Here is a 25,538-nt window from a genome sequence, read left to right as displayed (position 1 = left end):
GGGCACATGTTCGGTGGAAATCGTACTATTGCCACGGGGGTTCGCAGCAACGTTTTCTGCAAAGGAAATTCAGCCAAACTCTGGCCGAGTATGGACGTTGGCCTCGTCAACTCCCCTGTGGATCAGCCATTCCCCGGCCGGCCGGGCCCTTCCGCAACCCGTCGATCGCCGCAAGACGCGCCCCCACGTCCAGGTTCCACAGCCGTACGGTTCCGTCCGTGCTGCTGCTGGCCACCGTCCGCCCGTCGGGGGCGAAGGCGACCCCCCACACCGCGCTGGCGTGGCCGGCCAGCGCCGCCACCGTCCGGCGCGCCGCCACGTCCCACAGCCGCACCGTGCGGTCGTTGCCGCTGCTCGCCAGCGTGCGCCCGTCCGGGGAGAAGGCGATGCCCCGCGCGGAGCCGGTGTGGCCCGACAGCGCCGCCCGGAAGCGGTGGCGCCGCGCGTCCCACAGCCGCACGGTCCCGTCATTGCCGCTGCTGGCGAGGGTCCGCCCGTCCGGGCTGAAGGCCACCCCGCGCACCGCGCCCGTATGACCGGTCAGGGCGGCCAGCGGACGGCGCCCCGCCACGTCCCACAGACGGACCGTCAGATCGTCGCCGCCACTCGCCAGGGTGCGCCCGTCGGGGCTGAACGCCACGTCGTTGGCGAAATCCGTGTGCCCGGTGAGGGTGGCGAGCGAGCGCCGCGCCGCGACGTCCCACAGCCGTACGGTGCCGTCCGAGCCGGCCGAGGCGAGCGTCCGCCCGTCGGGGGAGAAGGCCACCGCGAACACGGTGCCGCCCAGCCCCGCGAGCGTGGCCGACGGACCGCCCGCCGCGACGTCCCACAGCCGTACGGTCCCGTCGGAGCCGGCCGAGGCCAGGGTGCGCCCGTCGGGGGAGAAGGCCACCGAGAACACCGTCTCGCCGTGTCCCTCGAAGGTGGCCAGCACCCTGCGCTCCGCCACGTCCCACAGCCGCACCCGGTGATCCGCCTCCGCCGTCGCCAGCAGCCTGCCGTCCGGGCTGTACGCGGCGTGCCAGATCTCCGTGAACGGCCGCGAGGCCAGCGCCGCGCCCCGCAGGTCCCACAGCACCACCGACTGGTCGAAGCCGGCGGTGGCCAGCACCGCCCCGCGCTGGTCCACCGCCACCCCGAGCACGTAGTCGGTGTGCCCGGCCAGCGTCGCCGTCAGCCGGCCGCCCGCCACGTCCCACAGCCGGGTCGTCCCGTCGCCCCCCGCGCTGACGACCGTCGTCCCGTCCGGTGTGTAGGCGACGCCGTTGACGTCGTCGCTGTGCCCGGTCAGCGTCGCGGCCGTCCGCCGCCCGCCCACGTCCCACAGCCGTACGGTCCGGTCCACGCCCCCCGTGGCGACCGTGCGGCCGTCCGGGGCGAACGCCGCCCCCAGCACCTCGCCGGTGTGCCCGGTGAGCACGGCCAGGGGGCGGGCCTCCACCGGATCCCACAGCCGTACGGTCCGGTCGGCGCCGGCCGAGACCAGCGTCCGGCCGTCCGGGGCGTACGCGAGGGCGTTGACCCGCCCGGCGTGGCCCGCGAGGGAGGCGACGGCGCGGTGGTCCCCGGCGCTCTCCCACAGCCGGACCGTCCCGTCCGCGCCGGCGACGGCCAGGGTCCGCCCGTCCGGGGCGAAGGCCACGGCCCGGGCGCCCGTCGTGCTCGCGGGGAGCACCCCCGTCGGACGGTGGGTCACGGTGTCCCAGAGCCGCGCCGGCCCGTCCGTGGAGGCGGCCGCCAGGCTCTGCCCGTCGGGGCTGACGGCGACCGCGCGGGCCCGCCCGGGCATGGTGAAGGTGGCGAGGGTGCGGCGGTCGGCCACCCGCCGCAGGGTCACCGTCCCGTCGGAACCGGCCGTCGCCAGCGCGCCGTCGCCCGGCGAGAAGGCCACCGCGTTCACCGGCCCGCCGTGCCCGCCCAGGCGGGCGATGAACGGCTGGGACTGGGTGCTCAGCAGGGCCCCCCGGGCCTCGCTCGTCGGCGCGGTCCGGTAGGCCTCCCCGGCGAGCAGCATCGACGCCTCCGGCTGGCCGGCGGCCAGTGCCGCCGACTGCAGGGCGAGCGCCCGCGAACGCGCGAGGCGCTCCTGGCCGAGCGCCCCCGCGCGCTGCTGGTAGGCCAGGCCGCCGGCGCCCACCGCGAGCACCAGCAGCACGACGAGCGTGGCCAGCATCCGCTGCCGCAGCCGCACCTGGCGCGCGGCCTGCCGCTCGCGGCTGTCGTGCGCCTCCTGGCCGGCCCGGAGGAACGCGGCCTCCAGGGGAGCGAGCCGGCTCCTGCCGTCCAGCTCGTCGGCCCAGGAGCGGGCGGTGTCCAGCCGGGTCCCGCGGTAGAGCGCCGACGGGTCCCGGCCCTCGCGCTCCCACTCGGCGGCGGCGTGGGCCAGTTGCTGGTGGATCAGGAGCCCGGCCCGGTCGGCGCGGATCCAGCCGCGCAGCCGTGGCCAGGCGTGCAGCAGCGCCTCGTGGGTGATCTCGACGGTGTCGCTGTCCATCGTGATCAGGCGGGCCCGCACGAAGGTGTCGAGCGCGGCCGCAGCGGGGCCCGCGTCGGCCAGTTGTTCCATCAGGGCGGTCCGGCTCATCCGGCGCCGGGCCGCGCCCGTGCCGTCGGCCACGTGCACCAGCCGTACCAGGACGCGGCGCAGCGTGTGCTGCTCCGCCGGGTACAGGCGGGTGAACACCTCCTCGGCCGTGCGGGCGATCGCCCCCTGGATGCCGCCGGTGCGTTCGTACCCGGCGACGGTCAGGGTGGCGCCCTCGCGCTGCCGCCAGGTGGCCATCAGCGCGTGGGAGAGCAGCGGCAGCGCGCCGGACGGAGTCCGGTCCGGCGGGTCGTCGCGCAGTCCGACGTCGCGCAGCAGCAGCGGGACCAGGCCCGGTTCGAGGGTGAGACCGGCGAGCTCGGCCGGCCGGGTGATCGACTCCCGCAGTTCCGCCGGGGACATCGGGGGCGGCACGTACAGCCCACCGGTGAAGACCGGGGCCAGCTCCGGAAGGTCCAGGCAGTTCCCGGAGAAGTCCGCCCGTACGCCGAGCACCACGACGGCGGGGTCGTGACCGGCCGGCGTCGCCGGTCCGGACGCGGCCAGCGCGCAGAGGACACGGACGAACGCGCGCCGCTCGTCCTCGTCGGAGCAGAGCGTGAACAGCTCCTCGAACTGGTCGACGAGCAGCACCGGACGCGGGGGAGGCGGCCGCCGGTCCCCGGAGCCGCCCGGGGGAGGGTCCGGGACCCGGCGGGCGGCTTCGAGCAGGGCGTGCGGACGCTCCCGCAACTCCCCCGCGGTGATGCCGGGATCGGCGCCCAGCACCTTCGCGGCGCGGTCCAGCAGCTCCTCCAGCGGACGCGCGGTGGGAGTGAACCGCACCACCGGCCAGGTGTCGGCGCCGGGCATCGGAAACCCCCCGCGACGCCGCAGCGCCGGCACGAGACCGGCGTTGAGCAGCGAGGACTTGCCCGCGCCCGACGGGGCGACCAGCATCAGCGGGCCCACGCCGACCCGCTCGAAGACCCGTTCGACCAGCTCGGCCGTGGCGCGCTCCCGGCCGAAGAACCACTCGGCGTCCCCCGCGGTGAAGGCCGGCAGGCCGCGGTACGGACACGCGCCGTCCGCCGCCGGCCCGGCGCCGGCCGGGTGCTCCGCGCCGGGGGCCACGCCGGCACCGGCGCCGGGCGTTCCCGTCTCCCGTACCATCCGCAGCAGTTCACCTCCCGCCCGCAGCACGTCGTCGCAGCGCCGCGCGACGTCGACGGTGACGCGCTTCGAGCCGGTCTCGATCTTGCTGAGGTAGCCCTTGCTGTAGTGCGTCTGCCGTGCGAGGTCCGCGAGGGACAGGCCGCGTTGCACCCGCAGACGTCTCAGCTGTGCGGGGAAGTGCGCCGCGGCGCCTTCGGATTCGTACGGGTGGTCGGTGTTCCGCCGGCGGTCCGGATCCCCCAAGACATCCCCCATGGCAATGCGCGCCCGGGCAGCGGGGCGGCGCTGCCCAGGCTACCGCGAGGGAGGGCCGGAAACCCGGATCTTCCAGCCGGTATGACGAGCACAGGAACCCCCGGAGCCGTCCGCTCGGCGACTCCGGAGGCCCTTGCCGCCGGGGTGCTACCGGTTGAGCCGGACCGAGTTGACCGGCGTGAGGTCGGCGTACACACCGGTCTTGGCGGCGATGGGGTTGCCGCAGCCCGCGCCGTTGTAGCCGGTGCACAGGTTTGCGGTCGCACCGCCGTACTGATTGTTGAGCACCCAGTGGTTCCCGAACTGGTTGCTCAGGTTGTGGGCCCCGTACGAGTAGAAGACGTGGGTCGGCTTGACGGCGGGGTTCTGGTTCTGAGGGTAGATACAGACCGCCCCCTCCGGGCATCCGGCCCACGCGTCGACCGGCTTGGCCTCGACGGAGCCGCTGAGCGCGAGGACGGCGGTGGCGGCGGTCGCGAGAGCGGCGAGGCCGCGGAACGTCTTGAGCATGATTTCCCCTGGTGGTTCTTGCCTCCTGCGGACGACTTCAGCCTGCCCCCGCCGGGTGCCGGGGTCGACGGGTTGCCCGTTGCCCCTTGCCGGAGGGCCCGGGAAACCCCCTGCGACCAGCCCGGTCGCGCGAGCGCGGGCAACGGCTCGTGGCGTGCTCCCCGACTCCAGGTGACGAGGCGTCATGGCGCGGGGCGCGACGCCGCCGCCCCGGCCCTCGCACGCCACTCCTGAGGAGGTCAAATTGCGCCGTTTGCGCACGGCATGTGTCCTTCCGCTCACCCAGTGTGGCGAATTGCCCTAATCGCCCATAACTTCTGCATCGTGACGAACCGACAACTCAAGTCCCTCACGTGCATCGCAGTCGTCATGGCCGCAGGGCTCGGCGTGGCCGCGCCGCCCGCCGCCGCGGCCGGACGCCGAGTGCACCCGGGCGACTCGATCCAGGACGCGGTGGACGCCGCACGGCCGGGCGACATCATCACCGTGATGCCCGGCACCTACTACGAGAACGTGCTGATCACGAAGCGGCTGACCCTGCGGGGATACGGCAGCCGTACGGTGATCAGGCCACCGGCCGCCGAGGCCGGGGCGGCCTCAACCGCGGCGCCCGCCCTACCGGCGGCACCGGTCGCACCCGCGGTACCCGCGGTACCCGCCGTCCCCGAGGCACCGGCCGGAGCGGCCCAGGCCGCGCCGGGCGCGCCGGCGGCCCCCGCGCGCGCGGCCACCACCTGCTCGCAGGCCGACACCGGCATCTGCGTCATGGGGACGCCGGAGCGGAGCGTGAACCAGGTGAAGATCCGCGCCCTGACCGTCTCCGGCTTCAAACGGAACGGCATCTGGGCCTCCTACACCGACAGACTGAGCGTCGAGCGGGTGATCTCCGAGAAGAACGGCACCTGGGGCATCGCCCAGGAACGGTCCACCCGCGGCGTGTTCCGCGGCAACATCGCCCGCGACAACACCGAGTCGGGGATCTTCATCGCCAACACGGTCGCACGCGAGGGCGGCGCCACCGACACCCTGGGCGCGGTGGTCCGGCGCAACACGCTGACCGGCAACCGGATCGGCGTCACGGTCAGGCGGGTGCGGAACCTCTCCGTCAGCGGCAACACCCTCACCGGCAACTGCGGCGGCATCTTCGTCGTCGGCGACGAGGGCGAGCCGGGCGCCGGAGACATGATCATCCGCGGCAACCTGATCCACGAGAACAACAAGTTCTGCAAGGGCAACACCCGCCTCCCCGACATCCAGGGCGTCGGCATCGTCCTCACCGGGGCCGAGGAGACGGTCGTCCGTTCGAACTCCATCCGCGGCAACGTCGGCGCCTCCCCCCTCTCGGGCGGAATCCTGCTGTTCAAGAGCTTCGTGGGCGCGACGAACACCGACAACGTCATCGAGGACAACGTGGTGCGGGACAACCAGCCAGCCGACCTGGCCAACCGGGGCACCGGCACGGGTAACCGGTTCGTCGGCAACCGCTGCGGGACCTCCGTACCGGCCGGGATGTGCTGACCGTGCCCCACCTCACCGGAAGAAGCGAGGCCGTATGACCACGGTAGGTTCCACCTCCACCTCCACCTCCACCCCCGCCACCGTCCCCGTTCCCCCGCACACCCCCCAGCCCGCCATGCGGCTGCGGGAGCTCGTCTTCGGGGCTGCCGTCGCCGGGGCCGTACGGGCCGCCGCCCGCCTCGGCGTGGCCGACGCCCTCGGCACGGAGCCCACCGCCGCCGCCGAGCTCGCCGCGGCGGTGAACTGCGAGCCCCGGCCCCTGGAACGGCTGCTCCGCGCCCTGACCTGCTACGGGATCTTCGAGGAGACCGAGGACGGGAAGTTCGTCCACACGGAGATGTCCCGGCTGCTGCGCGAGGACGACCCGCAGAGCCTGCGCTACATCTCCCTCTGGTGCACGGAACCCTGGACCTGGCAGGCCTGGCCGCGCCTCGACGACGCCGTGCGTTCCGGCGGGAGCGTGTTCCAGGACCTCTACGGCAAGGGGTTCTTCCAGTACCTGCACGAGGAGGCGCACGAGTCGGCCCACGTGTTCAACCGGGCCATGACCACCTCCAGCATGCAGTCGGCGCTGGACGTCGCGGAGCTCCTCGACCTCACCGGGGTCTCCGTGGTCGCGGACATCGGCGGCGGCCAAGGGCACGTACTGGCGAGCCTGCTGGAGAAGCACCCGACGGTGCGCGGCGTCCTGCTCGACCTGCCGGGTGTCGTGGCGAAGGCGGATCCCCGCCTGCGGGACGGCGGCCCGCTCGCCGAGCGCGCCCGCATCGTCCCCGGGGACTGCCGCGCGGCCATCCCGGTAGAGGCCGACATGTACATCATCAAGAACATCCTCGAATGGGACGACGAGAGCACCCGCAGGACCCTGCACAACGTCGTCTCCGTGGCCCGCCCCGGAGCCAGGGTCGTCATCATCGAGAACCTGGTCGACGACACCCCGTCGATGAAGTTCACCACGGCGATGGACCTGCTGCTGCTCCTCAACGTCGGCGGTGCGAAGCACACCAAGGACAGCCTGTGCACCCGGATGCGGGACGCGGGTCTGGTGATCGGCGAGATCCGTCCGGTCAACCCGTACCTGCACGCCTTCGAGTGCACCGTGCCCGGCTGAGCCGAGCCCGCGCCGTACGGCCCCCTCCGGGCGCCACAACGCCTCGAGACCGGCGGGACGAGCCGGTCTCGGGGGCGTCGGCACGGCGGACGGGCGGTGCCCGTCCGTGAACGCGTCAGGTCTTCGCCGCCAGGGCGTTGTTGACGAGGTCCAGGAACTCGCGCGGCGACTTGCACCGGTCCGCGTCGGCGGGCAGGGGCCGGCAGTGCCGGTTCTCCAGTTCGCCGACGATGCCGAGGAGCCCCAGGGAGTCGAGCCCCCACTCGTCGAAGCCCGCGTCGGGGCGGCTCGCCATGGCCGCGGGGTCGACGTTCACCCCGGCCCCCTTCTTCATCAGGGCGGCCAGTTCTTCCATGGTCACTCGAGAGGTCATGACGGCCATCTCCTCAGGCTTGGTCCGGCGTGCGCCGGTCGGTGATCAGGCGCATTTCAGAGCGCGCGAGGAAGCGTGAGATCTCCTCGTCCGTCGTGGGGACGCCGTCCTTGGCGCTGTCGAGCAGCCGGGCCAGCACCGCCGCCTTGTGGCCACCCTCGACGCCGAGCGTCAGGGCGGGCCGGGCGTCGAGCGGGCCGCGCATGTCGAGGAGCCGGACGACGATGTCGTCGCGCTGGAACAGGGTGCTGGCCTCGATGGGGTTGGCCGGGTCGTCCACGGCCCTCTCGTCCTGGCCGGCGAGCAGCCGGGCGAGTTCCATGCCGCACCCGTTCTTGGCGGGATAGATCAGCGCGTGCCGCCGGACGTCCGCGTGCTCGCGGCCGGCGCCCGCCACGTGGTGCACCGCGGGGAGCGCCGCACGGGTGAAGAACAGCCGCGCGGATCCCGGGTCGCTCAGGTCCCGGTCCTGTTCCAGGTACGGGTTGATGGCCTCCTCCAGAGCCCTGACCTCGGGCTGCAGGGCCACGTGGCGCAGCGCCGCCAGGAGGTCGCCCTCCACCTCGACCGCCCGTACGACCCGGTTGCCGTGCATGAAGAGCGAGGTGCGCCGCAGCCGGGTGTTCTCGTCGACCCGGGCCTGCGGGGAGGTGTACCCGGCGAGCAGCTCCGCCACGACGGCCTCGCTGCCCGGCTTCACGGTGAAGGTGAGCGCGTGGCGGACCACGCCGTCCCCGCGCCGCGGAGCGACCTGGAGGCGGTCCCCGGGCCGGTCCCCGAAGTGCGCGGTGGCGGCGTCGGGGCCGAAGCCGGGGTCGTCGCCGGGTGAGGAGGGGGAGAAGGGGGCCTCGGGCCCGGAGTCCTTGCCGGTCACCCGCAGCACGCTGAACCGCAGCGAGCGCGTGTCCCGTACGCAGCCGTGGAGCGGCTGCACCGACGCGACGTGCTCCTCGCTGTTGACCCAGTCCAGGAACCGCGGCGCGCTCTCCCACTCACTGGTGATGAGCCACTGCGAGGGGTTCTCGATCGACTGGCACAACTCGTCGCTGACGTGTCCGGGGACGGAGGACACCTGCTTGCGCAGATGCTCGTAGACCTCCAGGAACTGGTTCTGCGCACCGTCGTACAGATCCAGCAGCAGCACGACCCGAAGCCTCGAGCCGTCGAAGGCGGACTGGGATATCCGTTCCGACAAGGTTGTCATCGTTCACACTCCTTCGAGACCACACGGTCGCCACGGGGCGGCGCCACCCGAACCGATCGTTGTCCCGTAATCCGCTCGGCGCGAGAGGAGAGAACCAAGCGGGTGAACGAGCGAGGGAAGCCCCCTCGTACAGGGCATGGAAGAGCCATGAAGGAAAACGTCGACCACCGCGTCCCTGTCCTCATCGTGGGCGGCTCGCTGGTGGGCCTGTGCACCTCGCTGTTCCTCGGCCGGCACGGCATCAGCCACATGCTGGTCGAGAAGCACGCGGGTACCTCGATGCACCCGCGAGGACGCGGTATCAACGTACGGACCATGGAGTTGTTCCGCGTCGCCCGTGTCGAGGACCGGATCCGCGAGGCCGCCTCGGTCCTGGCGGACAACCACGGCATCCTGCAGGGCGGCTCCCTCACCGGTGACGACCAGGAGTGGCTGTTCGAGCAGATCGACCCGGGGGGTGCGCTCGCCCGCTTCAGCCCGTCGGCGTGGTGTCTGTGCAGCCAGAACGACATCGAGCCGGTCCTGATGTCCGTGGCCCCCGGGCTCGGGGCCGACCTGCGGTTCTCCACCGAACTCCTCTCCTTCGAACAGGATCCGGGCGGGGTGACCGCCCTCGTGAAGGACCGCGAGAGCGGTGAGCACAGCACGGTCCGCGCGGACTACCTCGTCGCCGCCGACGGGCCCCGCAGCCCGGTGCGGGAGGCGCTCCGGATCGGCCAGACCGGTTCCGGGGACCTCTTCCACAACGTGAGCATCACCTTCCGGTCCCGCATGCTCGCGGACGTGGTCGGCGACCGGCGTTTCATCGTGTGCTACCTGACCAAGCCCGACGCCGACGGGGCCCTGCTTCCGGTGGACAACAGCGAGCGGTGGGTCTTCCACGCGCCGTGGCACCCCGACCGCGGCGAGACCCTGGAGGACTTCACCGACGAGCGCTGCGTCGAGCACATCCGCCGGGCCGTCGGCGCACCCGGCCTGGACGTCGAGATCACCGGGAAGGCCCCGTGGCACGCGGCCGAGCGGGTCGCCCAGCGGTACGTGGCCGGACGGGTCTTCCTGGCGGGCGACTCCGCCCACGAGATGTCCCCCACCGGGGCGTTCGGCTCGAACACCGGTATCCAGGACGCGCACAACCTGGCCTGGAAGCTCGCCGCGGTGCTGGACGGCGCGGCCGGCCCCGGGCTGCTGGAGACGTACGAGGCCGAGCGGCTCCCGGTCGCCCGGGCGACGAGCGAACGCGCCTCCGCCCGGTCCGCCGAGCACAGCCACCCGGGCTACGAACCCCACCCCGAGGCCCAGCCCGAGCCCACCCCGGGCGGGGGCGCGGGCGGACCGCAGGGCGGTGTCCTGGCCGTGGCCATGGGCTACCGCTACAACCAGGGCGCGGTCCTGGGCACCGACCCCGACCAGCCGGTCGTGCCCGAACGGATGAGCCTGCGCGGCGAACCGGGCACCCGCGCGCCGCACATGTGGCTGCACGTCCCCGGAGAGGAGCGGCCGAAGTCCACCGTGGACCTCTACGAGCGGTCCTTCGTCCTGCTCAGCTCCGAGGGCACGCCCTGGAGCGGAGCGGCCGGCTCCGTCGCCAAACGGATGAACGTGCGCCTGGACGCCTACGCCATCGGCACCGGACCGGAGGCCGACCTGATCCCCGCGAACGGCGGCGACTGGGCCGAGGCGCACGGCACGACCGAGGCCGGGGCGGTCCTCGTCCGCCCGGACGGCTTCGTGGCCTGGCGCTCGGAGGAGGCGGTGGCGGACGAGGAATCGGTCCTCTACAAGGTCCTGACCACCCTGCTGGACCGCTACTGACGGCCGCGCCCGCCGGCGCGGTCGTCCCCGACGAGGCCCGCGACGTGGTCGGTGACCGTGTCGAGGATGGCCGTGGAGATCGTCGCGTCGCCGAGCACGAGGTGGTTGAGCGTCAGTCCGTCCGTCATGGCGGCCAGATAGCGGGCCAGCACGGTGACGGGGACGCGGAGCTCGAAGCCCATGTGGTGGCGGAGCTGCTCGATGAGCTCGGTGTAGGTGTCGGCGTACAGCTCGTACTGGCGTCGCGCCAGGTGCTCGAAGCCGGGCCTGCGCAGGGCGTACTGCGTGAGCTCGTAGGTGAGCATGTGCTCGCCCGGGTGGGCGGACACGTGGTCCCAGTACGCCTGGAAGCCGGCCCGGACGGTCTCCCGGAGGGTGGCCTTCGGCTGGATCGCCTCCCTCACCACGGTGACGCTGTGCTCGGTGATCGCCGTCATGACGGATTCGAGCAGGGCCTGCTTGGAGTCGAAGCAGTAGTGGAAGACGCTCAGCGACACGCCCGCCTCGGCGGAGATCGACCGGGTCGTCGTCCGGGCGACCCCGTCGCGGGTCATCGCTCGGATGGCGGCCTCGGTCAGCTGCCGGCGCCGGTCGGCCGACGGCATCCGTGCCATGGGCGGTCCCTTCGGTTCGTGCTGCGGTGCTGTGCCGTGCTGTGTCGTGCCGTGCCGTGTCGTGCTGTGTCGTGCCGTGTCCGGGGAAGACGGCCGGGGCCGGCCGGATCGGTGAGGATCCGGCCGGCCCCGGTGCCCGGACGCCGCCCGGGCGGCGTCACGCGTCAGCTGCTGTAGACGCCGACCTCGTGGAGCGAGTACCCCCACTGGGTGCCGCGCTGCAGCCCGTGGACCCGTACGTACCGGGCCGGGGCGGCGGCGAACTGCGCCGTGTCCAGCCCGCCGTCACCGGTGGTCGTGGACCACGCGGACTGCCAGTTCGTGCCGTCACCCGAGAGCTCGATGCGGTACGACTTCGCGTGGGCCCGTTCCCATTCGAGGGTGACGCGCTTGACCAGGCCCGGTGTCCCGAGGTCGATCTGGAGCCACTGGTCGTCGCTCCAGTCGCTCGCCCAGCGGGTGCTCGTGTTGCCGTCCACGGCCCGGGAGGGCGCGTAACTGACGAACGGGTTCCACTCGGACGAGCTGGCCGAGGCGGCGGCGCCGGCGGCGAGGTTCACCCCCGCCTTGTGCTTCTCGGACGAACCCCAGGTGGTCAGGTACGACTCGGCGCCCCGGAACAGGTCGTCCACCACGTCCTGGCCGCCGGTGAGCCGGATGTCCTCGATCCAGTCCGGGACCAGGCCGTAGTGCGCGGCGCCGTCGGTGTTCAGGTCCCAGGTGCGCACGCCGGTGGTCTGCTTGTCGATCACCGAGCCGCCGTCGGTGCTGCGGAACGGGTAGCGGACCGGGTTCGGGGTGTCCGCGCCGCGGGGGCCGGGCCAGCCACCGACGCCGTTCATGTCGGTGCCGTAGCCGTAGCCGACCTTGTACTTCTCGCGCAGCGCGTCCGTGCGCTTGGCCTCCGCGCTGAAGGCCTCGGAACCGTTCATGTACTGGGCGACGAAGCCGCCGAGCCGGTACACGCGCTCCGTCCAGTCGAGGTCCATCCAGCTGTGCGAGGAGATCACGCCGGGGTACGACTCGGATTCGAGGATGTCGAAGGCCCGGCCCGCGGCCTTGACCCCCATGTGGTCGATCTCCAGCATCATCTTGCGTTTCATCATGCCGCGCACCGCGTACTCGCCGAGCTCGGTGAGCCCGCGGGTGTTGCACTGCGCGTCCGCCGCGTACGAGGGGACCGCGACGCCCGCCGGGAGCTGCTTCTGCGCTTCGGGCGCCGCCGCGAGGCCGATGGGGTTGTCGTGCTGCGGTCCCCTGCACTTCTCCGTCTGCCAGAAGGTTCCCGTGGAGAGGAACTGGCCCACGTTGATCGCGGTGCCGAGCGCGCCCTGGTCGAAGCGGACCCCGCACAGCGCGTTGTCGAACTTGTGGCACAGGAACATGCTGCGCACGCCCAGCCTGTACAGCTCGTCCAGGCCGCGGTCGATGTCCTCCTTGCCGCACTGGGCGATGTCCAGGATCTGCTTGCAGCCGAACGGCTCGGAGGTCTCCACCCCGAGGACGACGGCCAGCTTGCCCTGCTTGACGACGTCGCGGGCCTGCGCGGAGTCGGTGACGATCCGGAACCATCCCTTGCCCGGACCGCCGTACATCTTGTCGACGTACGCCTGCATGTCGTACGTCTTCTGCGCCTCCAGGCGGATCGCGGTCATCTCGTCGCAGCCGCGGTCCTTGAAGAAGTAGACGGAGCAGATCACGCCGTTGGTGACGAGGTCGTTGACGAGCACGCGCTGACCGCCGCGCCAGGCTCGTTCGACCCACGCGTAGTAGTTCTGCTGGTGGGTCAGCGAGTCGTGGGCGGGCCAGTCCTTGAAGGTCGGCCAGCCGTTCGGGTCGTGCTTGCCGTCGCCGCCCTTGGTGATGAAGTCGAAGACGGCGAGCGTGCCGTCGGGGTAGTGCTCGGGGCAGTCCTTGAGCGCGTCGGCCACCCCCTGCTCGGAGAACGGCTTGCCGCAGATGAGACGGCCGCCGAAACCCTCGTTGGACATCAGGTGGTCGTGCGCGTCGACGAAGCCGCGCACGCGCCCCTGGGCGTCGGTCCCCTTGAAGGGCTCGCCGGTGACGTCGATCTCGGAGTCGGGCGCGGGCCGGGCGACCGGGTTCCACCAGCCGGGGTCGGCGGCGGAGGAACTGGGCACGGGGCCGAGCACCATGGCCACCACGGCGAGGAGCAATGACAGGACCGCCAGGGGCCTACGCCTGTGGTGCGTGTGTCGGGAAATGGTCATCACTCACGTCTTCGGTCAGTGGAGGGCGCGGTCGAGGAGCCGGATCCGTCCGGGGCACGACGGCCACGACCGCACGGCACGGCTGTGGCTTGATTGTCATGGACCGCACAAACAGTGGGACGAGAATCGCCACTGGCGGCAGCAGAGTCAAGAGTCCGGGACAGATGACCTGATGACTCGTCAGTCCGGCCGGATCGGCTCCCTCCGGCCGTGGTGCCCCCGGTGTCCTCGGGTGCCGGCGGTGTCGGTGGGACGTGCGACGATCCCAGGCATGATCGCCTCGCTCGCCGCCCTGCTGCCCACCGCCGGTACGCACACCTCCACCACCTACGCCGACTGGGTCGCCGCCCACGACCCGGACGCGGCCGGGACCGCACACGCGCTGATGGAGGACATGCGCTCCGAACTGGGCCGGTCCCACGGCAAGCCCGGCCGCTTCCTCGACACGATGACGGCGCGCGCACGACGGCTGCCGCCGGCCCACCTGCCGTGGTTCTGGGACACCGTCGGCCACCGGCTGATCGGCTACGGGAGCCGCCCCGGCGGGCGGGCCTACGCGGCGGCGCGGGCGGCCGAGGACCGGCACGGCCTGCCGGTGGACCCGGCCTACCGGCGGGCCAACGCCCTGCTGTTCGCCAGGGGCGGGGCCATGCCGGCCAAGGAGCTCGGGGCCCACCAGCGCTTCCTCGCCGAGACGTTGGACCCGGCCGCCGCGCACACCGCCCTGGACGCGTTCCTGTCCGCCTGGGCGGGCTCGCGCGCGGACCTGCCGGCGGATCTCGTACGCCGCGTACGGGCCTCCGCGAAGGCGGCCGGGCACGGGGACGAGGAGGTCGCGCGCCTGGTCGGCGCCATCCTGTGCGTCACCCGGAACAAGTCGGTGCCGGACGCGCTGCTGACCGCCGCGGAACAGGTCCTGACGGCCCGTCCGCCCGCCGACACGGTCGCCGCCGGGCTGGTGGAGGTCTTCCCGGACGGGGTCACCGACGGCGGGGCGTGGCTTCGGATGCTGATCGGCTGCGGCGCGGCGGAGGCGATGGAGAGCGGACGGGTGGTGCCGCAGGGCGGACTGCACCACTGGGTCGGGAACTTCGTCCGCATGTACCAGTACGCGGCGCAGTCCGGCGGCGGCGTCGCACGGCAGCCGCTCCCGGCGGAGTTCCTCGACCTGGTGGGCCGGCTGGGGCCGCGGCTGCGGGCTGCGGGTGCCCCGGTGACGCTCCACACCACCCGGCACCACTACCAGGGCTTCGACGCGGACGTACTGGACGCCTGCCTCGCGGCCGGGGTCGCGGTCGTCGACCCCGGTCCCGAGACGCGGATGCGCTTCTGGGGCGAGCGGTCCCGCCGGGACCTCGTCGCACTGGCGGCCGACCCGGTCTTCGGCCCCCGCCTGGAGGGGCGCGTCCACCAGGACCTGACCCCCCGCTGGTCGCCGCAGCGCCGGCCCGGGTCCGCGGTGACGCTGCTGCCCGGCAACGACGGCATCGCCCACGAGGTCGCCGGGCGGGTCGGCAAGCTCGTCGACACGGTCGCGGGCGGCGGCATGGCGGGAGCCGAGGAAGCCGTCGCCGAACTGGAGGCCCTGCTGGACCGGCCCACGGTGACCGCGCTCGGCGGGATCGCCGACGCCCTCGCCGGAGCGGGCGCGGCCGGCGCGCTGCGGCGCTCGCTGGCGGCCGGCCTGCCGGAGGAACTGGCCTGGCCGGCCCTGGAAGCGGTGTACGCGCGGTTCGCGGCCGACGCCGGGCCCGGGGCCGCGGACGAGGCGCTGCCGGGGGTGGCCGGGGTGACCTGCACCTGGCCGGTGCTGACGGTGTTCGGTCGGGACCGGGCGGTCGCCGTGGCCCCGGACGGGGAGCGCGGCTCCTGCCGGTTCACGGTCCCGGACGGGGCGACCATGTACGCCGTCCACTACGTGGGCGGTTCCTTCCTCGTGAGCTGGACCCTCAAGGCGAGCCCCTGGTTCTGCGACACCGCCGTCTGGGCCGACCGCCCCGAGGAGCCCTTCACCCCCGACGAGCTGAGCGGCCTCGTGCCGTTCGGCGGCAGCCTGGACGGGGCCTACGGCTTCCAGTTCGAGACCGCCGACGGGGGCGGACGGCACGGCGGCAGGCGCGTGCTGCGCCCCGGCGGCACCGGTGGCATCGACGGGGACGAGCTGCTGCTCGGCGACGGCACCCGGATCTGGACCAACTCCGTCTTCGGGCGGCGGCCGTGGGAGGTGGTCGACCCGGTCACCGGGGAGCGGCGGGGCGCGACGCCGCTGCCGGACTTCCCCGGCCGGCCCGCGAGCGCCGATCCGGGCGCGGAACCGTCCGAGGTGGGCATGAGCCTTGCCGTGGAGGCGCTGCAGCTCGCGCCGCTGCCCGCGGGCCTGGACGGCTCCCCGCTCGGCAGCCGGGACGGGCTCGTCGGGACCCGGGTGCTGTTCCGCACCCGGCACCGCGACCACGCGCCCGACCACTACCTGCTGGAGAGCGTGGACGGGCGCACCGCCCGGTTCGACATCGACCGTCCGGGGCAGGAGCCCTGGGCCCTGTGGGCCCCGCCGGAGGGCGCCGTCGAGGACGTGGTCCTCGCCGAGGCGGAGACCCGGACCGGCGTGCGCGCGTACACCGCCGACGGCGTGCTGCTGTGGGAACTGGACGGACACCACTCACCCCGGCACCCGCGGGTCAGGCCGGCCCGGCGGGCCACCGCTTCGGGCGGCGTGGCCCTGCCGCCCGCCTTCTGGTACCTGCTGCGGACCCGGGACACGGCCGGATCCCGGGCACTGCGCGGCGTGCGACGGCAGACCGCCGACACCCTGCTGACGGCCGCCCTCGACGGCCCGGCGGCCCTGCGCGCTGCCGTGGCCCGGGAGCTGCCGGTCACCGACCCTGTCCTGGTCGAAGCCGTCGTGGCGGTGGCCGGGCGGGCCGCCCGGGTGGAGGAGCGCCGGCGCGCCCTGCACCGGCGCGTCACCCTGCTCACCGAGGCCGCGCCGGCCCCGCCGAGCCGGTCCGCACCGGACACCGAACTGATGCCCGCGCTGTACGGGCTGGTCTCCAAGGGGGAGCGGCCGACCCGGGACGCGGCCCTGCCGGCGACGCTCACCGCGCTGGCCTCCGACGGTGCCTGTCTGGCCGGGACGATCGTCGAGGAGGTCCGCCGGCTCTCGCCGCCGGCGCCCCCGCACGACTGGTCGCAGCTGCTGGGCGCGATCGACGCCGCGGCCTGGCGGGCGGCGGTGGCACCGACCCCCGACACGGACCGGGCCGCGCTGCTCGCGCTCCTGGACACCTGGGCCGGCCTGCCGTTCGCCCGGGCGGACGGCCGGTGGTGGGTGGGCCGGGCCGACGCCGGGGTCCTGGACGGCCTGCGCGCGGGCGGCACGGCCGTGGCGTCCGCCGCGGTACGGGCGGGAGGATCCGCCTGCTGGTTCGTCGCCCCCGTGGCGCCGGACGCCGACGCCGATCCGGTACCGGCGACGATCGCCGACGCACGCCTCGTCCGGGTGGAGCGGGACGACGCCGCCCGGCTCAGGGCCCTGGTCGAGACGGTCGACGCGCACGGGCCCGTCCCGCTGCCGGAGTCGGCGGCCGAACGCTTCGCCGAACTGACGGGCGCCCGAAGGGCCGTGGCCCGGCTCGTCGTGGCCGGACTGGTCGGCCGGCCCGGCCGCGACGAGGACCGCTCCCTGGCGCGCAAGGCCCCGTACAAGGCGACCCCGATGACGGCCGAGTCGTACGAGCGGCTGCGCGCGCGGCTCGGGGGCGCGGGCCGGCGGGCCGTCCTGGCCGCGGCCCTGCCCGAGGACCCGGCCGAGCTGTGGCGGCCGGGCGGGGTCCTGGCGGCCGTGGAACGGATGGCCGCCGTGTGGCGGGAGCTGATCGGGGCGCAGCCCGCCGTGCACGAGGAGGCCGCCGACGCCCTGGAGGCCGACCTCGGCCTCTGCGAGGTGTGGGCCCGGCGACTGGCGGCCGGCTACGAGGCCGCGGAGGACACGACCGTGGAAGCCGCCGGCTGGCAGCTGGAGGCGACCCGCTACGGCAACAAGGTGGAGGTCAGGGCCGTGCCACCGGCCGGAGCCGAGCTCCCGTACGGCACCCCCGTCGGCCTCGCCCTCGGGCGGATCGCGAGCGCGCTGGTCTGGGCCTGGACGGACCGGCCCGTCGGCGATCCGGCGGTGGCCGGCGCGATGGCCCTCTACGAGCGGCTGCGGGCCGAGCTGCGGCGCCCCGAGCTGCTGCTGGAACTGCCCGGGGCGACGGTCCACGACAGCACGATCCCGATCGCCGAGCAGTTCGGGCCGGCGCGGCTGCCGGTGGTGAAGGGCCGCTTCGCGGAGGAGGGTCCGGTGACCGTGGCCGCCTACGACTCCGGGCCGCTCGTCGTCTGCGCGCCCGGCGGCGCCGCCTTCCTGCGGCCCGCGGCGGCCACCGGCCCCGAGGTGTGGACGCGGCTGCGCGCGATCACCGGCCTCGCGGAGGCACTGGACCGGGTGGCGCCGCTGCTGCCCGGCGGCGGGCTGGAGCGGATGATGCTCCGGGCCCGCTCGGGAGCCCTGCCGGCCGGCGCGTACGAGGCCGATCCGCGGCAGTCCTGCCCGGAGCTGGTCGCGCGGGTGGGGGCGGAGCTCGGCGTGGGCGCGGACGCAGCGGCGCTGTACCTCCAGTTGGCCACGCTGGCCGCGCCCACCGACCGCGACGTACGGCGCTGGAACGGCTGGTCGGCCAAGGAGCACACGTCGGCCCGGACGGAACTCCTCGCCACGGGCGCGGTGGTGGAGGCCAAGCGGGCGCGGGCGGGCCGGACCCTGTTCCTGCCCGGGGAGTGGACCGAACTGAAGGCCCCGCACCTGCCGCTGGAGACCGCGAAGCTGGCGAGCCACCTGGTGCGGCCGCTGTGGCGCAACACGATCCAGGCCCCGTTCGACCGGGTCCTGCCGACGGCGCCGCTCCACGAGATGTTCACGCAGGCCTGGCACCGACGCCCGTCCGGGGGGTGAGCGGGTTGGCTGCGCGGCTCGGGCCGGGTACGGGGGCCTGTCGCGGCGCGACCTAGCGGGTGCGGGGGTCGGTTGTGGTGGGGGCGGGCGCGCGCCGGGGCGTCTCCTCGGGCGCCAAACGTGTCGGGGTGTCGGAGAGCTGGGCGGCAGTGCGTTTGGCGCCCTGCGGGGATCACCCCGACACCCACCCACCCCCACCCCAACCGACCCGGCTCGCCGCGCAAATTTAGCCCCTCCGGCGTTTGAGGAGCGGGGTCCGGGGCGGAGCCCCGATCCTTGAGCCGCACTGTCCAGCTGCGCCGCACCCATTCAGCCCCGCCGGCGTTTGAGGCGCGGGGTGCGGGGCGGAGCCCCGGGCTTTGAGCCGCACCGGCGCGCAGATTCAGCCTCGCCGGCGTTTGAGGCGCGGGGCGGCTTTCCGGCGGCGCGGGTCAGGCTTCGCGGGACATGACGCGGCGGGCCGCCTCCGCCTCCGCCGCGGCGGGAGAGAGCTCGTCGAGGGTGTCGAGCTCGTCGTCCGACTCCAGTTCCCGCTCCCACGCGGCCGCGAGACGCTCCTGCTCCTCGCGCGGTCTGCCGCTGACGGCCTCCCGGTGGTCGGGGTCCAGCGCCGCGAGGAAACGTCCGATCGCGTCCGAGGCCATGCCGTGCTCCTTCTCGCCGTGGGGGAGGGGCCGCGGCCCCCGCGGGACCGCGCCCGGCCCAGGATGGCGAACCCGGTCGGCGCCGGCGGCCCGACACGCAGGTGAACCGGGGCGCACCCGGCTCACCCGTCCGGTGTCGGGGTCCTGCGGGACGCCCGTCGGCGGCCTACCGTCGGGGTATGAGCGAATTCGTCGTCGTGTACGAGCTCGGCGCACCGGCAGAGGGCGGCGAGCCCTCCGTACGCCGGGTGCACGCGGCGCCGGCCGCCCCCGGCATGACGGCCGTCCCCGGCCCGCGGACCTTCTGCGGCAGGGACACGTTCGCCATGCGCAGGGCCTCCCGGCAGCCGCCGGGGCAGCCCGGCTCCGCGTGGTACGACCCGCAGGAGGCGAGCCTGGTCTGTCCCGCCTGCGACGACGCGGCGGGCGAGGGCTGAGGCGCGTCAGCGCACGTCGTGCTCGGGCAGGTCCACCTCGGCCGGGGCGAACCCGAAGCCGCGCTTGGTCGCCTTCGCGGTCCGCTTCCCGCAGAACGCCGCTTCGAGGGTCCCGCCGAGGGCGGTGTTCGCCTCGCCCTTGTTCGAGGTGTTCGCCATGGCGGCGAGACTGCGGCGGCCGTCGCGGGTGGAGAAGGCGTAGGTGTAGAAGCCCTGCACGGTGCCGGTGTGCCCGTAGACGGACGTGCCGCAGGAGAGGTCGTAGCGCCGCAGGCCGAGCCCGTAGAACCGGGTGTTCGTGGCGTCGGTCGGGGTCGCGGTGGTCATGGCGTCCAGCAGCCGCGCGGGAAGCAGCTTCCCGCTCAGCAGGGCCGAGGTGAAGGTGTTCAGGTCGGCCGGGTCGGAGATCATCGCACCGGCGGACTGGGCCCACGACGCCGTCTGCTCGGTGGAGTCGACCAGGGGCCCGCCGGCCTCGTCCGGGTGGAGGTAGCCGCGCGCGTGCACCCCGCTGATCCGCGTGACGGGGTGCACGTACGCGGTGTTGCGCAGCCGCAGCGGCTGGATGATGCGCCGCTCGTACTCCTTGGCCACCGGGTGGCCGGTGGCCTTCTCGATGAGCATGCCGACGACGACGAAGTTCGTGTTGGAGTACCCGTACGCCGCCCCGGGCACGCCGGTCCGCGGCTTGGCCAGGGAGAGGTCCACCAGCTCCTGGTAGCCGAAGACCTTGTTGCGCACGGCCTCGAAGCCGGGCACGGTGTGCTCGAACATGGCGTCGGTGTAGTCCGCCAGTCCGCTGCGGTGGGTGAGCAGATGACGCACCGTGATGCGGTCGTCGGGCAGCAGGCCGGGCAGGTACCGGTTGACGGAGGTGTCGAGCTCGATCCGTCCTTCGCCCACCAGCTGGAGCAGGACGACGGACGAGAACGTCTTGGTGACGCTGCCGATCCGGAAGCGGACCTGGGGCTGCATGGGCGCGCCCGTGCCCCGGTCGCGTACGCCCACGGCCCGGGTGCGGGTGCCGTCGGGGCCGCTGAAACGGGCCAGGGCGCCCGGCGCCCCGGCGTCGGTCGTCCTCACCAGCGCCTGGGTCAGGGCCTCGAGGTCGGGGGTGGTCCCGGCGGCGTGGGCGGTGGTCACCGGAGCCACCGCGGCCATCACCGCGAGCAGGGCTGTACTGAGGGCCAGACGGCGGTTCATGGGCAGGCGCACTGTGTTCCTCTGGTCGGAAGGTCGGGGTCTGTGATGCCTACCGGAGATCATCGGGCAGGGCGGGCGGCGGGCCGGGCCGCAACGCGCCGTCCTGGGAGGGCAGTTCCAGCAACCGGAGCGCCGCCTCGCGCATCTCCACCTTGCGGATCTTTCCGGTGACGGTCATGGGGAACTCCTCCACGACGTGCACGTAGCGCGGGATCTTGAAGTGGGCCAGCCGGCCGTCGCAGTACGCCCGCACGGCGGCCGCGGTCAGCGGCTCGGCGCCCTCGCGCATCCGCACCCACGCCATCAGCTCCTCCCCGTACTTCGCGTCGGGCACGCCGATGACCTGGACGTCCAGGACGTCCGGATGGGTGTGGAGGAACTCCTCGATCTCGCGCGGGTAGAGGTTCTCCCCGCCGCGGATCACCATGTCCTTGATCCGGCCGGTGATGCTCACGTAGCCGTCGCCGTCCATGACGGCCAGGTCGCCGGTGTGCATCCAGCGGGCCGCGTCCACGGCCTCGGCGGTCCGCTCCGGTTCCTCCCAGTAGCCGAGCATGACCGAGTAGCCGCGGGTGCACAGCTCACCCGGTTCCCCGCGGGGGACCGTCAGGCCGGACTGCGGATCGACCACCTTCACTTCGAGGTGCGGCCCGACGCGGCCCACCGTGGACACCCGCCGCTCGACGGAGTCGTCGGCGCGGGTCTGCGTGGAGACGGGCGAGGTCTCCGTCATCCCGTAGCAGATGGACACCTCGGACATGCCCATCCGGTCGATGACCTCCTTCATCACCTCCACCGGACAGGGCGATCCCGCCATGATCCCCGTCCGCAGGCTGGACAGGTCGTACGCGTCGAATCCGGGATCGGCCAGCTCGGCGATGAACATGGTGGGGACCCCGTACAGCGAGGTGCACGACTCCGATTCCACGGCGGCGAGGGTGGCCGCCGGCTCGAAGGACGGCGCCGGGATCACCATGGCCGCGCCGTGGCTGGTGCACGCGAGGTTGCCCATCACCATGCCGAAGCAGTGGTAGAAGGGCACCGGGATACAGACCCGGTCCTGCTCGGTGTAGTGGCACAGCTCGCCCACGAAGAAGCCGTTGTTGAGGATGTTGTGGTGCGAGAGGGTCGCGCCCTTGGGGAAGCCGGTGGTTCCCGAGGTGTACTGGATGTTGATCGCGTCGTCCGGGCTCAGCGCGGCCTGCGCGCGGGCCAGCTCCGCCGGGTCGCCCTGGCGGCCCCGCTCCAGCAGCGAGGTCCACAGGGGCCCGCCCAGCAGGGCCACGAACTCCAGCAGCGGGCAGCGCGGTCGCACTTCCTCGATCATGGCCGCGTAGTCGGAGGTCTTGAACCGGTCCGCCGCGGCCAGCAGCCGGACCCCCGACTGCCGGAGCACGTACTCCAGTTCGTGGGAGCGGTACGCGGGGTTCACGGTGACGAGGACCGCCCCGATCTTGGCGGTGGCGTACTGCACCAGCGTCCACTCCGCCCGGTTGGGGGCCCAGATGCCGACGCGGTCGCCCTTGACGATGCCCAGGTCCAGCAGTCCGAGCGCGAGCGCGTCGACGTCGGCGGCCAGCTCCGCGTACGTCCACCTGCGCCCCGCGGCCACGTCGACGAGGGCGTCGCGCCCGGGGAACCTCCGCACGGTGCGGTCCAGGTTCTCGCCGATGGTGTCTCCCAGCAGCGGAGTTTCACCGACCCCGGACGCGTAGCTCGATGCGGCAGACACATGGACCTCCTGGACTGGGTGGCGAGAGCGGGACCCGGCGGTCCGGCGACCCCTCGTGAACCGCGCCGACGGGACTCTCGCACACGCCGGAGCGGGTACGCGTGCGCCGACCTGCGAAGATGGCCTGAAATGTACGGTCGGGGTGACTGACCCCCTGTAAGTCCGGCGTGGTCGGGAAGCTCTGACCGGAGCGAGCCGCACCCGTCTCCCGCGCTCCGCGGGGAAGGCGAAGGCGCCTGCCGGGCGGAGACCCGGTCAGGCGCCTTCGTCGTTCATCCGGCCGTTCACTCCCGGCCGGGGGATCAGGGCGCGGCGTAGACGCGGAGGGGGACGGGCGCCGCGGTGGTGATCGTCGCCGTGGCGGTGAAGACGTCCTCGCCGTTCTGGCGGGCCACGACGCGGACGGGATGGCGGCCCGCCGCGGTCGTCCCGCCGGTGACGGGGGTCGTCTCGATCCAGCAGGGCGAGTTGAGCTCGGCGTAGCGGAAGAAGCGCATCTCGATGTCGGTCAGGACCCCCCGGCGGGGGAAGGCGGAACCGTACGCGGCCTGCCGCACCGCTTCCAGGAGCAGCATGCCCGGGGCGTGGTCGACGGGGTGGTCGAAGAGGATCGGGTGGTTGATGTCGGCCCGGAGCTGCGTGCGGTGCGCGGAACTGGTGGGGGACAGGACCACGTCGTGGAAGCGGTCGCGGCCCACGCGGCGGGGCGTCAGCGGCGGCGGCAGCGGGATGATGCGGGCGGCCACCTGGTCGAGGTCCGCGTTCGTACCGCGAAGGCGCTGGTAGACGGCCTGGGGCTGGTTGGTGAAGCCGGCCTCGGCGGTGCCGAGGACCTCCCCGTCACGCGTCGCGGTGACGTGCATGGTGAGGCCCGCCAGTCTTCGGCCGCGGCGGGTGACGCCGGAGCAGCTGATGCGGAGCTCGATGTCGGCCGGCGCCGGCCCGACGACGAGGGCCTCCGGATGCGCCGAGTAGCTGAAGGTGTCCCAGATCTGGCGGTGGCCGAAGGGGACCTCGTAGGCGACGTGGCTCAGGAGCGGAATGGCCTGGCGGACCGACTCGGCGAGGAGGAGGGGGTCGTGGTGGCCCCCGTCCGGCGAGTAGAAGCTGTGGGCCCGGGGCCACTGGGCGGTGACGACGTACTCGTCGGGCGCGACGCTGCGCCAACCGGTGAGCAGGACTTCGGAGTGTGCGCTCTTGTGGACGTACTCCCGCGGTAAGGCGCTGCTGAGTGCGGCGACGGACGAGACGGAGTGATCAGCTGACACAGTCATGGTTGAGCCCCCCTGGACATCGGACATGAGCTGGTGCTTGTGTGGCGCTGGGTCCTAAAATAAAGGATGTTCGTTTTTTTTGTCGAGAGAGATTAGGTGTCCATGTCAGAGCGGAAGCAGCAACGCGCCCCTCAACTCAGGGCAGTTCAGACCAAAGCGGCCATCCTGCGTGCCGCCGCGGAGGTCTTCGACGAGTTCGGCTTCAGCGGGGCCAGCATCAGCAAGATCATGAAGCGGGCGGACGTCACCCAGGGCGGGATGTACTTCCACTTCAGCTCCAAGGAGGAGCTCGCCTACGCCGTGATGGTCGGCCAGGGCGAGGGCCTGGTCTTCCCCGAAGGCGAGGACGGGCTCCAGCACCTGGTGGACATCACGCTCTACCTCTCGGAGGAGCTGCAGCACAATCCGGTGCTCCGGGCCGGCGTCCGACTGGCCGTCGAACAGGGCGAGTTCGGCCTCCGCGACGACGTCGCCTACCAGGCCTGGGTGCTGGAGTTCCGCCAGCAGCTGCGCTTCGCCCGCGCCAAGGGCGAACTCCAGCCGGACGTCGACGACCACGAACTGGCCTGGGTGCTGGTCAGCTCCTTCACCGGCGCGCAGCTCTTCTCCCAGGCGTCCACCGGACGCGCCGACCTGCCGCAGCGGATCGCCTCGCTGTGGCGCTACCTCCTCCCCGCGGTCGCCACCGAGGAGACCCGCCGCACCATCCGCCTGACGCTGCCGCCGACGCAGCGGCCGAAGGAACCGGAACCCGGACCGGAGCAGCGCGGGTGAGCCCCCGTCACATCGTCGTCACCGGGGCGACGGGATTCGTGGGGTCGGCGGTGCTGCGCCGGCTGGCCGAGCAGGACCCGCAGGCCGTGGTGCGCGCGGTGTCCCGTACGCGTCCCCCCATCGCGTACGGAGGGCGCTGGGTGGGCGCGGATCTGGCCGACGCGCAATCCCTGCGCGGGGTGTGCGACGGCGCGGACGTCCTGCTCTCCCTGGCCTCCTTCATCGGACCGGACGTCGACCGCTGTACGGCGGTCAACTCCACCGGCACCGCCGCCCTGATGGCCGAGGCGCGCCGGGCGGGCGTGCGGCGCATCGTCCAGCTGTCGACCTGCGCCGTCTACGGGCCGGGCCCGCACACCGGACAGGACGTCGGCGAGCTGACGCCCGCCCCGGTGTCGGCGGCCAGCAACAGCCGGCTGGCGGGGGAGGAGCCGGTGCTCGACGCCGGGGGGCTGGTCCTGCGCGCGGGGCTGGTGCTGGGCCGCGGCGACCGCTGGGTCGTACCGGCCCTCGCCGACGCCTTCCGGCGGGTACCGGCGGCTTGGGAAGGCGGCGCGGGACTGGCCTCCTTCGTCGACGTCGACGACCTGGCACGGCTCATCGCGGCGTTCGCGCTCGGGGAGGGCGCCGCGCCCGCGGGCATCCTGCACGCCCACCACCCGGTGCCGGTGCGCAACCGCGACCTCATGGCCGCCCTCGCCGCCCACCGGGTGCTGCCGGCGGCTCCCGTCGGGGACCGGCCGTGGCGCAGGTGCCTGGAGACGCTGGCCGCGACCCCGGGCTGGGTGAGCGAGCGGCAGTTCACGCTGCTGGCCGGGGACCACTGGTACCGCGCCGACGAGGTCTGGCGGCTCGCCGGGACCGCGCCGGGTCCCGGCCCGCTGAGCCGGCTCGGCGCGGCGGCCCAGTGGTACCGGGAGAGGGGCGGGAGCGCCCCGGGGTGAGGCGATCTGCCAAAGCCTCAGCGGGTTGGGGTGCGGACGGGCTGGGCCGGGCGGCGCGGCGGGTAGCGTCCGGGACACAGCCGGTCACCCCCTGAAGGAGTGGAAATGCCCGACCTTTCGAACATCGTCAAGGCGTATGACGTGCGTGGTGTCGTGCCGGACGAGTGGGACGAGTCGTTGGCGGAGCTGTTCGGTGGTGCGTTCGTGGA

General features: G+C 73.5%; 17 protein-coding genes. 7 read left to right on the top strand and 10 right to left on the bottom strand.

All coding sequences use genetic code 11. The features are described from left to right. Positions 1-106: 106 nt before the first annotated feature. Positions 107-3,955, bottom strand: a complete 3,849-nt coding sequence (locus tag ACZ6JT_RS33955; protein ID WP_469215862.1) for an nSTAND1 domain-containing NTPase — start codon at positions 3,953-3,955, stop codon at positions 107-109. Positions 3,956-4,102: 147 nt separating this feature from the next. Continuing rightward, positions 4,103-4,465: a hypothetical protein gene (locus ACZ6JT_RS33950; RefSeq protein ID WP_469215860.1), complete on the bottom strand. Its 363-nt coding sequence runs from the start codon at positions 4,463-4,465 to the stop codon at positions 4,103-4,105. Positions 4,466-4,834: 369 nt separating this feature from the next. On the opposite strand from ACZ6JT_RS33950, the gene ACZ6JT_RS33945 reads away from it, so the two are divergent. Both ACZ6JT_RS33945 and ACZ6JT_RS33940 read left to right on the top strand, forming a co-directional pair. Then, positions 4,835-5,983 (top strand): right-handed parallel beta-helix repeat-containing protein, encoded by a 1,149-nt coding sequence (locus ACZ6JT_RS33945; RefSeq protein WP_469216096.1) that lies wholly within the window; start codon positions 4,835-4,837, stop codon positions 5,981-5,983. A gap of 34 nt (positions 5,984-6,017) precedes the next feature. Continuing rightward, positions 6,018-7,094: a methyltransferase gene (locus ACZ6JT_RS33940; protein WP_469215858.1), complete on the top strand. Its 1,077-nt coding sequence runs from the start codon at positions 6,018-6,020 to the stop codon at positions 7,092-7,094. Between the two features lie 115 nt (positions 7,095-7,209). Here the strand turns inward: ACZ6JT_RS33940 and ACZ6JT_RS33935 are convergent, their stop codons facing one another. Both ACZ6JT_RS33935 and ACZ6JT_RS33930 read right to left on the bottom strand, forming a co-directional pair. Beyond that, a complete protein-coding gene (locus ACZ6JT_RS33935; protein ID WP_469215856.1) occupies positions 7,210-7,467 on the bottom strand; it encodes an acyl carrier protein in 258 nt (85 codons plus the stop codon). Between the two features lie 13 nt (positions 7,468-7,480). Next, positions 7,481-8,671: a SchA/CurD-like domain-containing protein gene (locus ACZ6JT_RS33930; protein ID WP_469215854.1), complete on the bottom strand. Its 1,191-nt coding sequence runs from the start codon at positions 8,669-8,671 to the stop codon at positions 7,481-7,483. A 102-nt stretch (positions 8,672-8,773) separates the two neighbouring features. On the opposite strand from ACZ6JT_RS33930, the gene ACZ6JT_RS33925 reads away from it, so the two are divergent. After that, positions 8,774-10,483 (top strand): FAD-dependent oxidoreductase, encoded by a 1,710-nt coding sequence (locus ACZ6JT_RS33925; protein WP_469215852.1) that lies wholly within the window; start codon positions 8,774-8,776, stop codon positions 10,481-10,483. Here ACZ6JT_RS33925 and ACZ6JT_RS33920 read toward each other — a convergent pair. Further along, positions 10,477-11,097 (bottom strand): TetR/AcrR family transcriptional regulator, encoded by a 621-nt coding sequence (locus tag ACZ6JT_RS33920; RefSeq protein ID WP_469215850.1) that lies wholly within the window; start codon positions 11,095-11,097, stop codon positions 10,477-10,479. The genes ACZ6JT_RS33925 and ACZ6JT_RS33920 overlap by 7 nt on opposite strands. Before the next feature lie 164 nt (positions 11,098-11,261). Beyond that, the gene (locus ACZ6JT_RS33915; RefSeq protein ID WP_469215848.1) at positions 11,262-13,328 is read right to left on the bottom strand and encodes a galactose-binding domain-containing protein; all 2,067 of its coding nucleotides are present in this window, start codon (positions 13,326-13,328) and stop codon (positions 11,262-11,264) included. Positions 13,329-13,599: 271 nt separating this feature from the next. Here ACZ6JT_RS33915 and ACZ6JT_RS33910 point away from each other — a divergent pair, with 271 nt between their 5' ends. Further along, positions 13,600-18,321, top strand: coding sequence for a hypothetical protein (locus ACZ6JT_RS33910; protein WP_469215846.1), 4,722 nt, complete (start codon positions 13,600-13,602; stop codon positions 18,319-18,321). A 431-nt stretch (positions 18,322-18,752) separates the two neighbouring features. On the opposite strand, the gene ACZ6JT_RS33905 is transcribed toward ACZ6JT_RS33910, so the two are convergent. Then, entirely contained in the window at positions 18,753-18,965 is a 213-nt protein-coding gene (locus ACZ6JT_RS33905; RefSeq protein ID WP_469215844.1) for a hypothetical protein, read from the bottom strand. Positions 18,966-19,144: 179 nt separating this feature from the next. On the opposite strand from ACZ6JT_RS33905, the gene ACZ6JT_RS33900 reads away from it, so the two are divergent. Continuing rightward, a complete protein-coding gene (locus ACZ6JT_RS33900) occupies positions 19,145-19,402 on the top strand; it encodes a hypothetical protein (protein WP_469215842.1) in 258 nt (85 codons plus the stop codon). Positions 19,403-19,408: 6 nt separating this feature from the next. On the opposite strand, the gene ACZ6JT_RS33895 is transcribed toward ACZ6JT_RS33900, so the two are convergent. From ACZ6JT_RS33895 to ACZ6JT_RS33885, 3 genes are all read right to left on the bottom strand, one after another. After that, positions 19,409-20,605 carry a serine hydrolase domain-containing protein gene (locus ACZ6JT_RS33895; RefSeq protein WP_469215840.1) on the bottom strand — a complete coding sequence of 399 codons (1,197 nt, stop codon included), beginning with the start codon at positions 20,603-20,605 and terminating at the stop codon, positions 19,409-19,411. 49 nt (positions 20,606-20,654) lie between these two features. After that, positions 20,655-22,337, bottom strand: a complete 1,683-nt coding sequence (locus tag ACZ6JT_RS33890) for an AMP-binding protein (RefSeq protein ID WP_469215838.1) — start codon at positions 22,335-22,337, stop codon at positions 20,655-20,657. 302 nt (positions 22,338-22,639) lie between these two features. After that, the gene (locus ACZ6JT_RS33885; protein WP_469215836.1) at positions 22,640-23,611 is read right to left on the bottom strand and encodes a ScbA/BarX family gamma-butyrolactone biosynthesis protein; all 972 of its coding nucleotides are present in this window, start codon (positions 23,609-23,611) and stop codon (positions 22,640-22,642) included. A 102-nt stretch (positions 23,612-23,713) separates the two neighbouring features. Between ACZ6JT_RS33885 and ACZ6JT_RS33880 the strand changes: the two genes are divergently transcribed. Continuing rightward, positions 23,714-24,385 carry a ScbR family autoregulator-binding transcription factor gene (locus ACZ6JT_RS33880; RefSeq protein ID WP_469215834.1) on the top strand — a complete coding sequence of 224 codons (672 nt, stop codon included), beginning with the start codon at positions 23,714-23,716 and terminating at the stop codon, positions 24,383-24,385. After that, positions 24,382-25,329: an NAD-dependent epimerase/dehydratase family protein gene (locus ACZ6JT_RS33875; RefSeq protein ID WP_469215832.1), complete on the top strand. Its 948-nt coding sequence runs from the start codon at positions 24,382-24,384 to the stop codon at positions 25,327-25,329. Before ACZ6JT_RS33880 ends, ACZ6JT_RS33875 begins: the two co-directional genes overlap by 4 nt. Positions 25,330-25,538: the final 209 nt, after the last annotated feature.

Source organism: Streptomyces sp. NPDC046308 (assembly GCF_055588065.1).
Note: the sequence above shows the minus strand (reverse complement) of the source record. Positions and strands in the feature narration are given on the sequence as shown.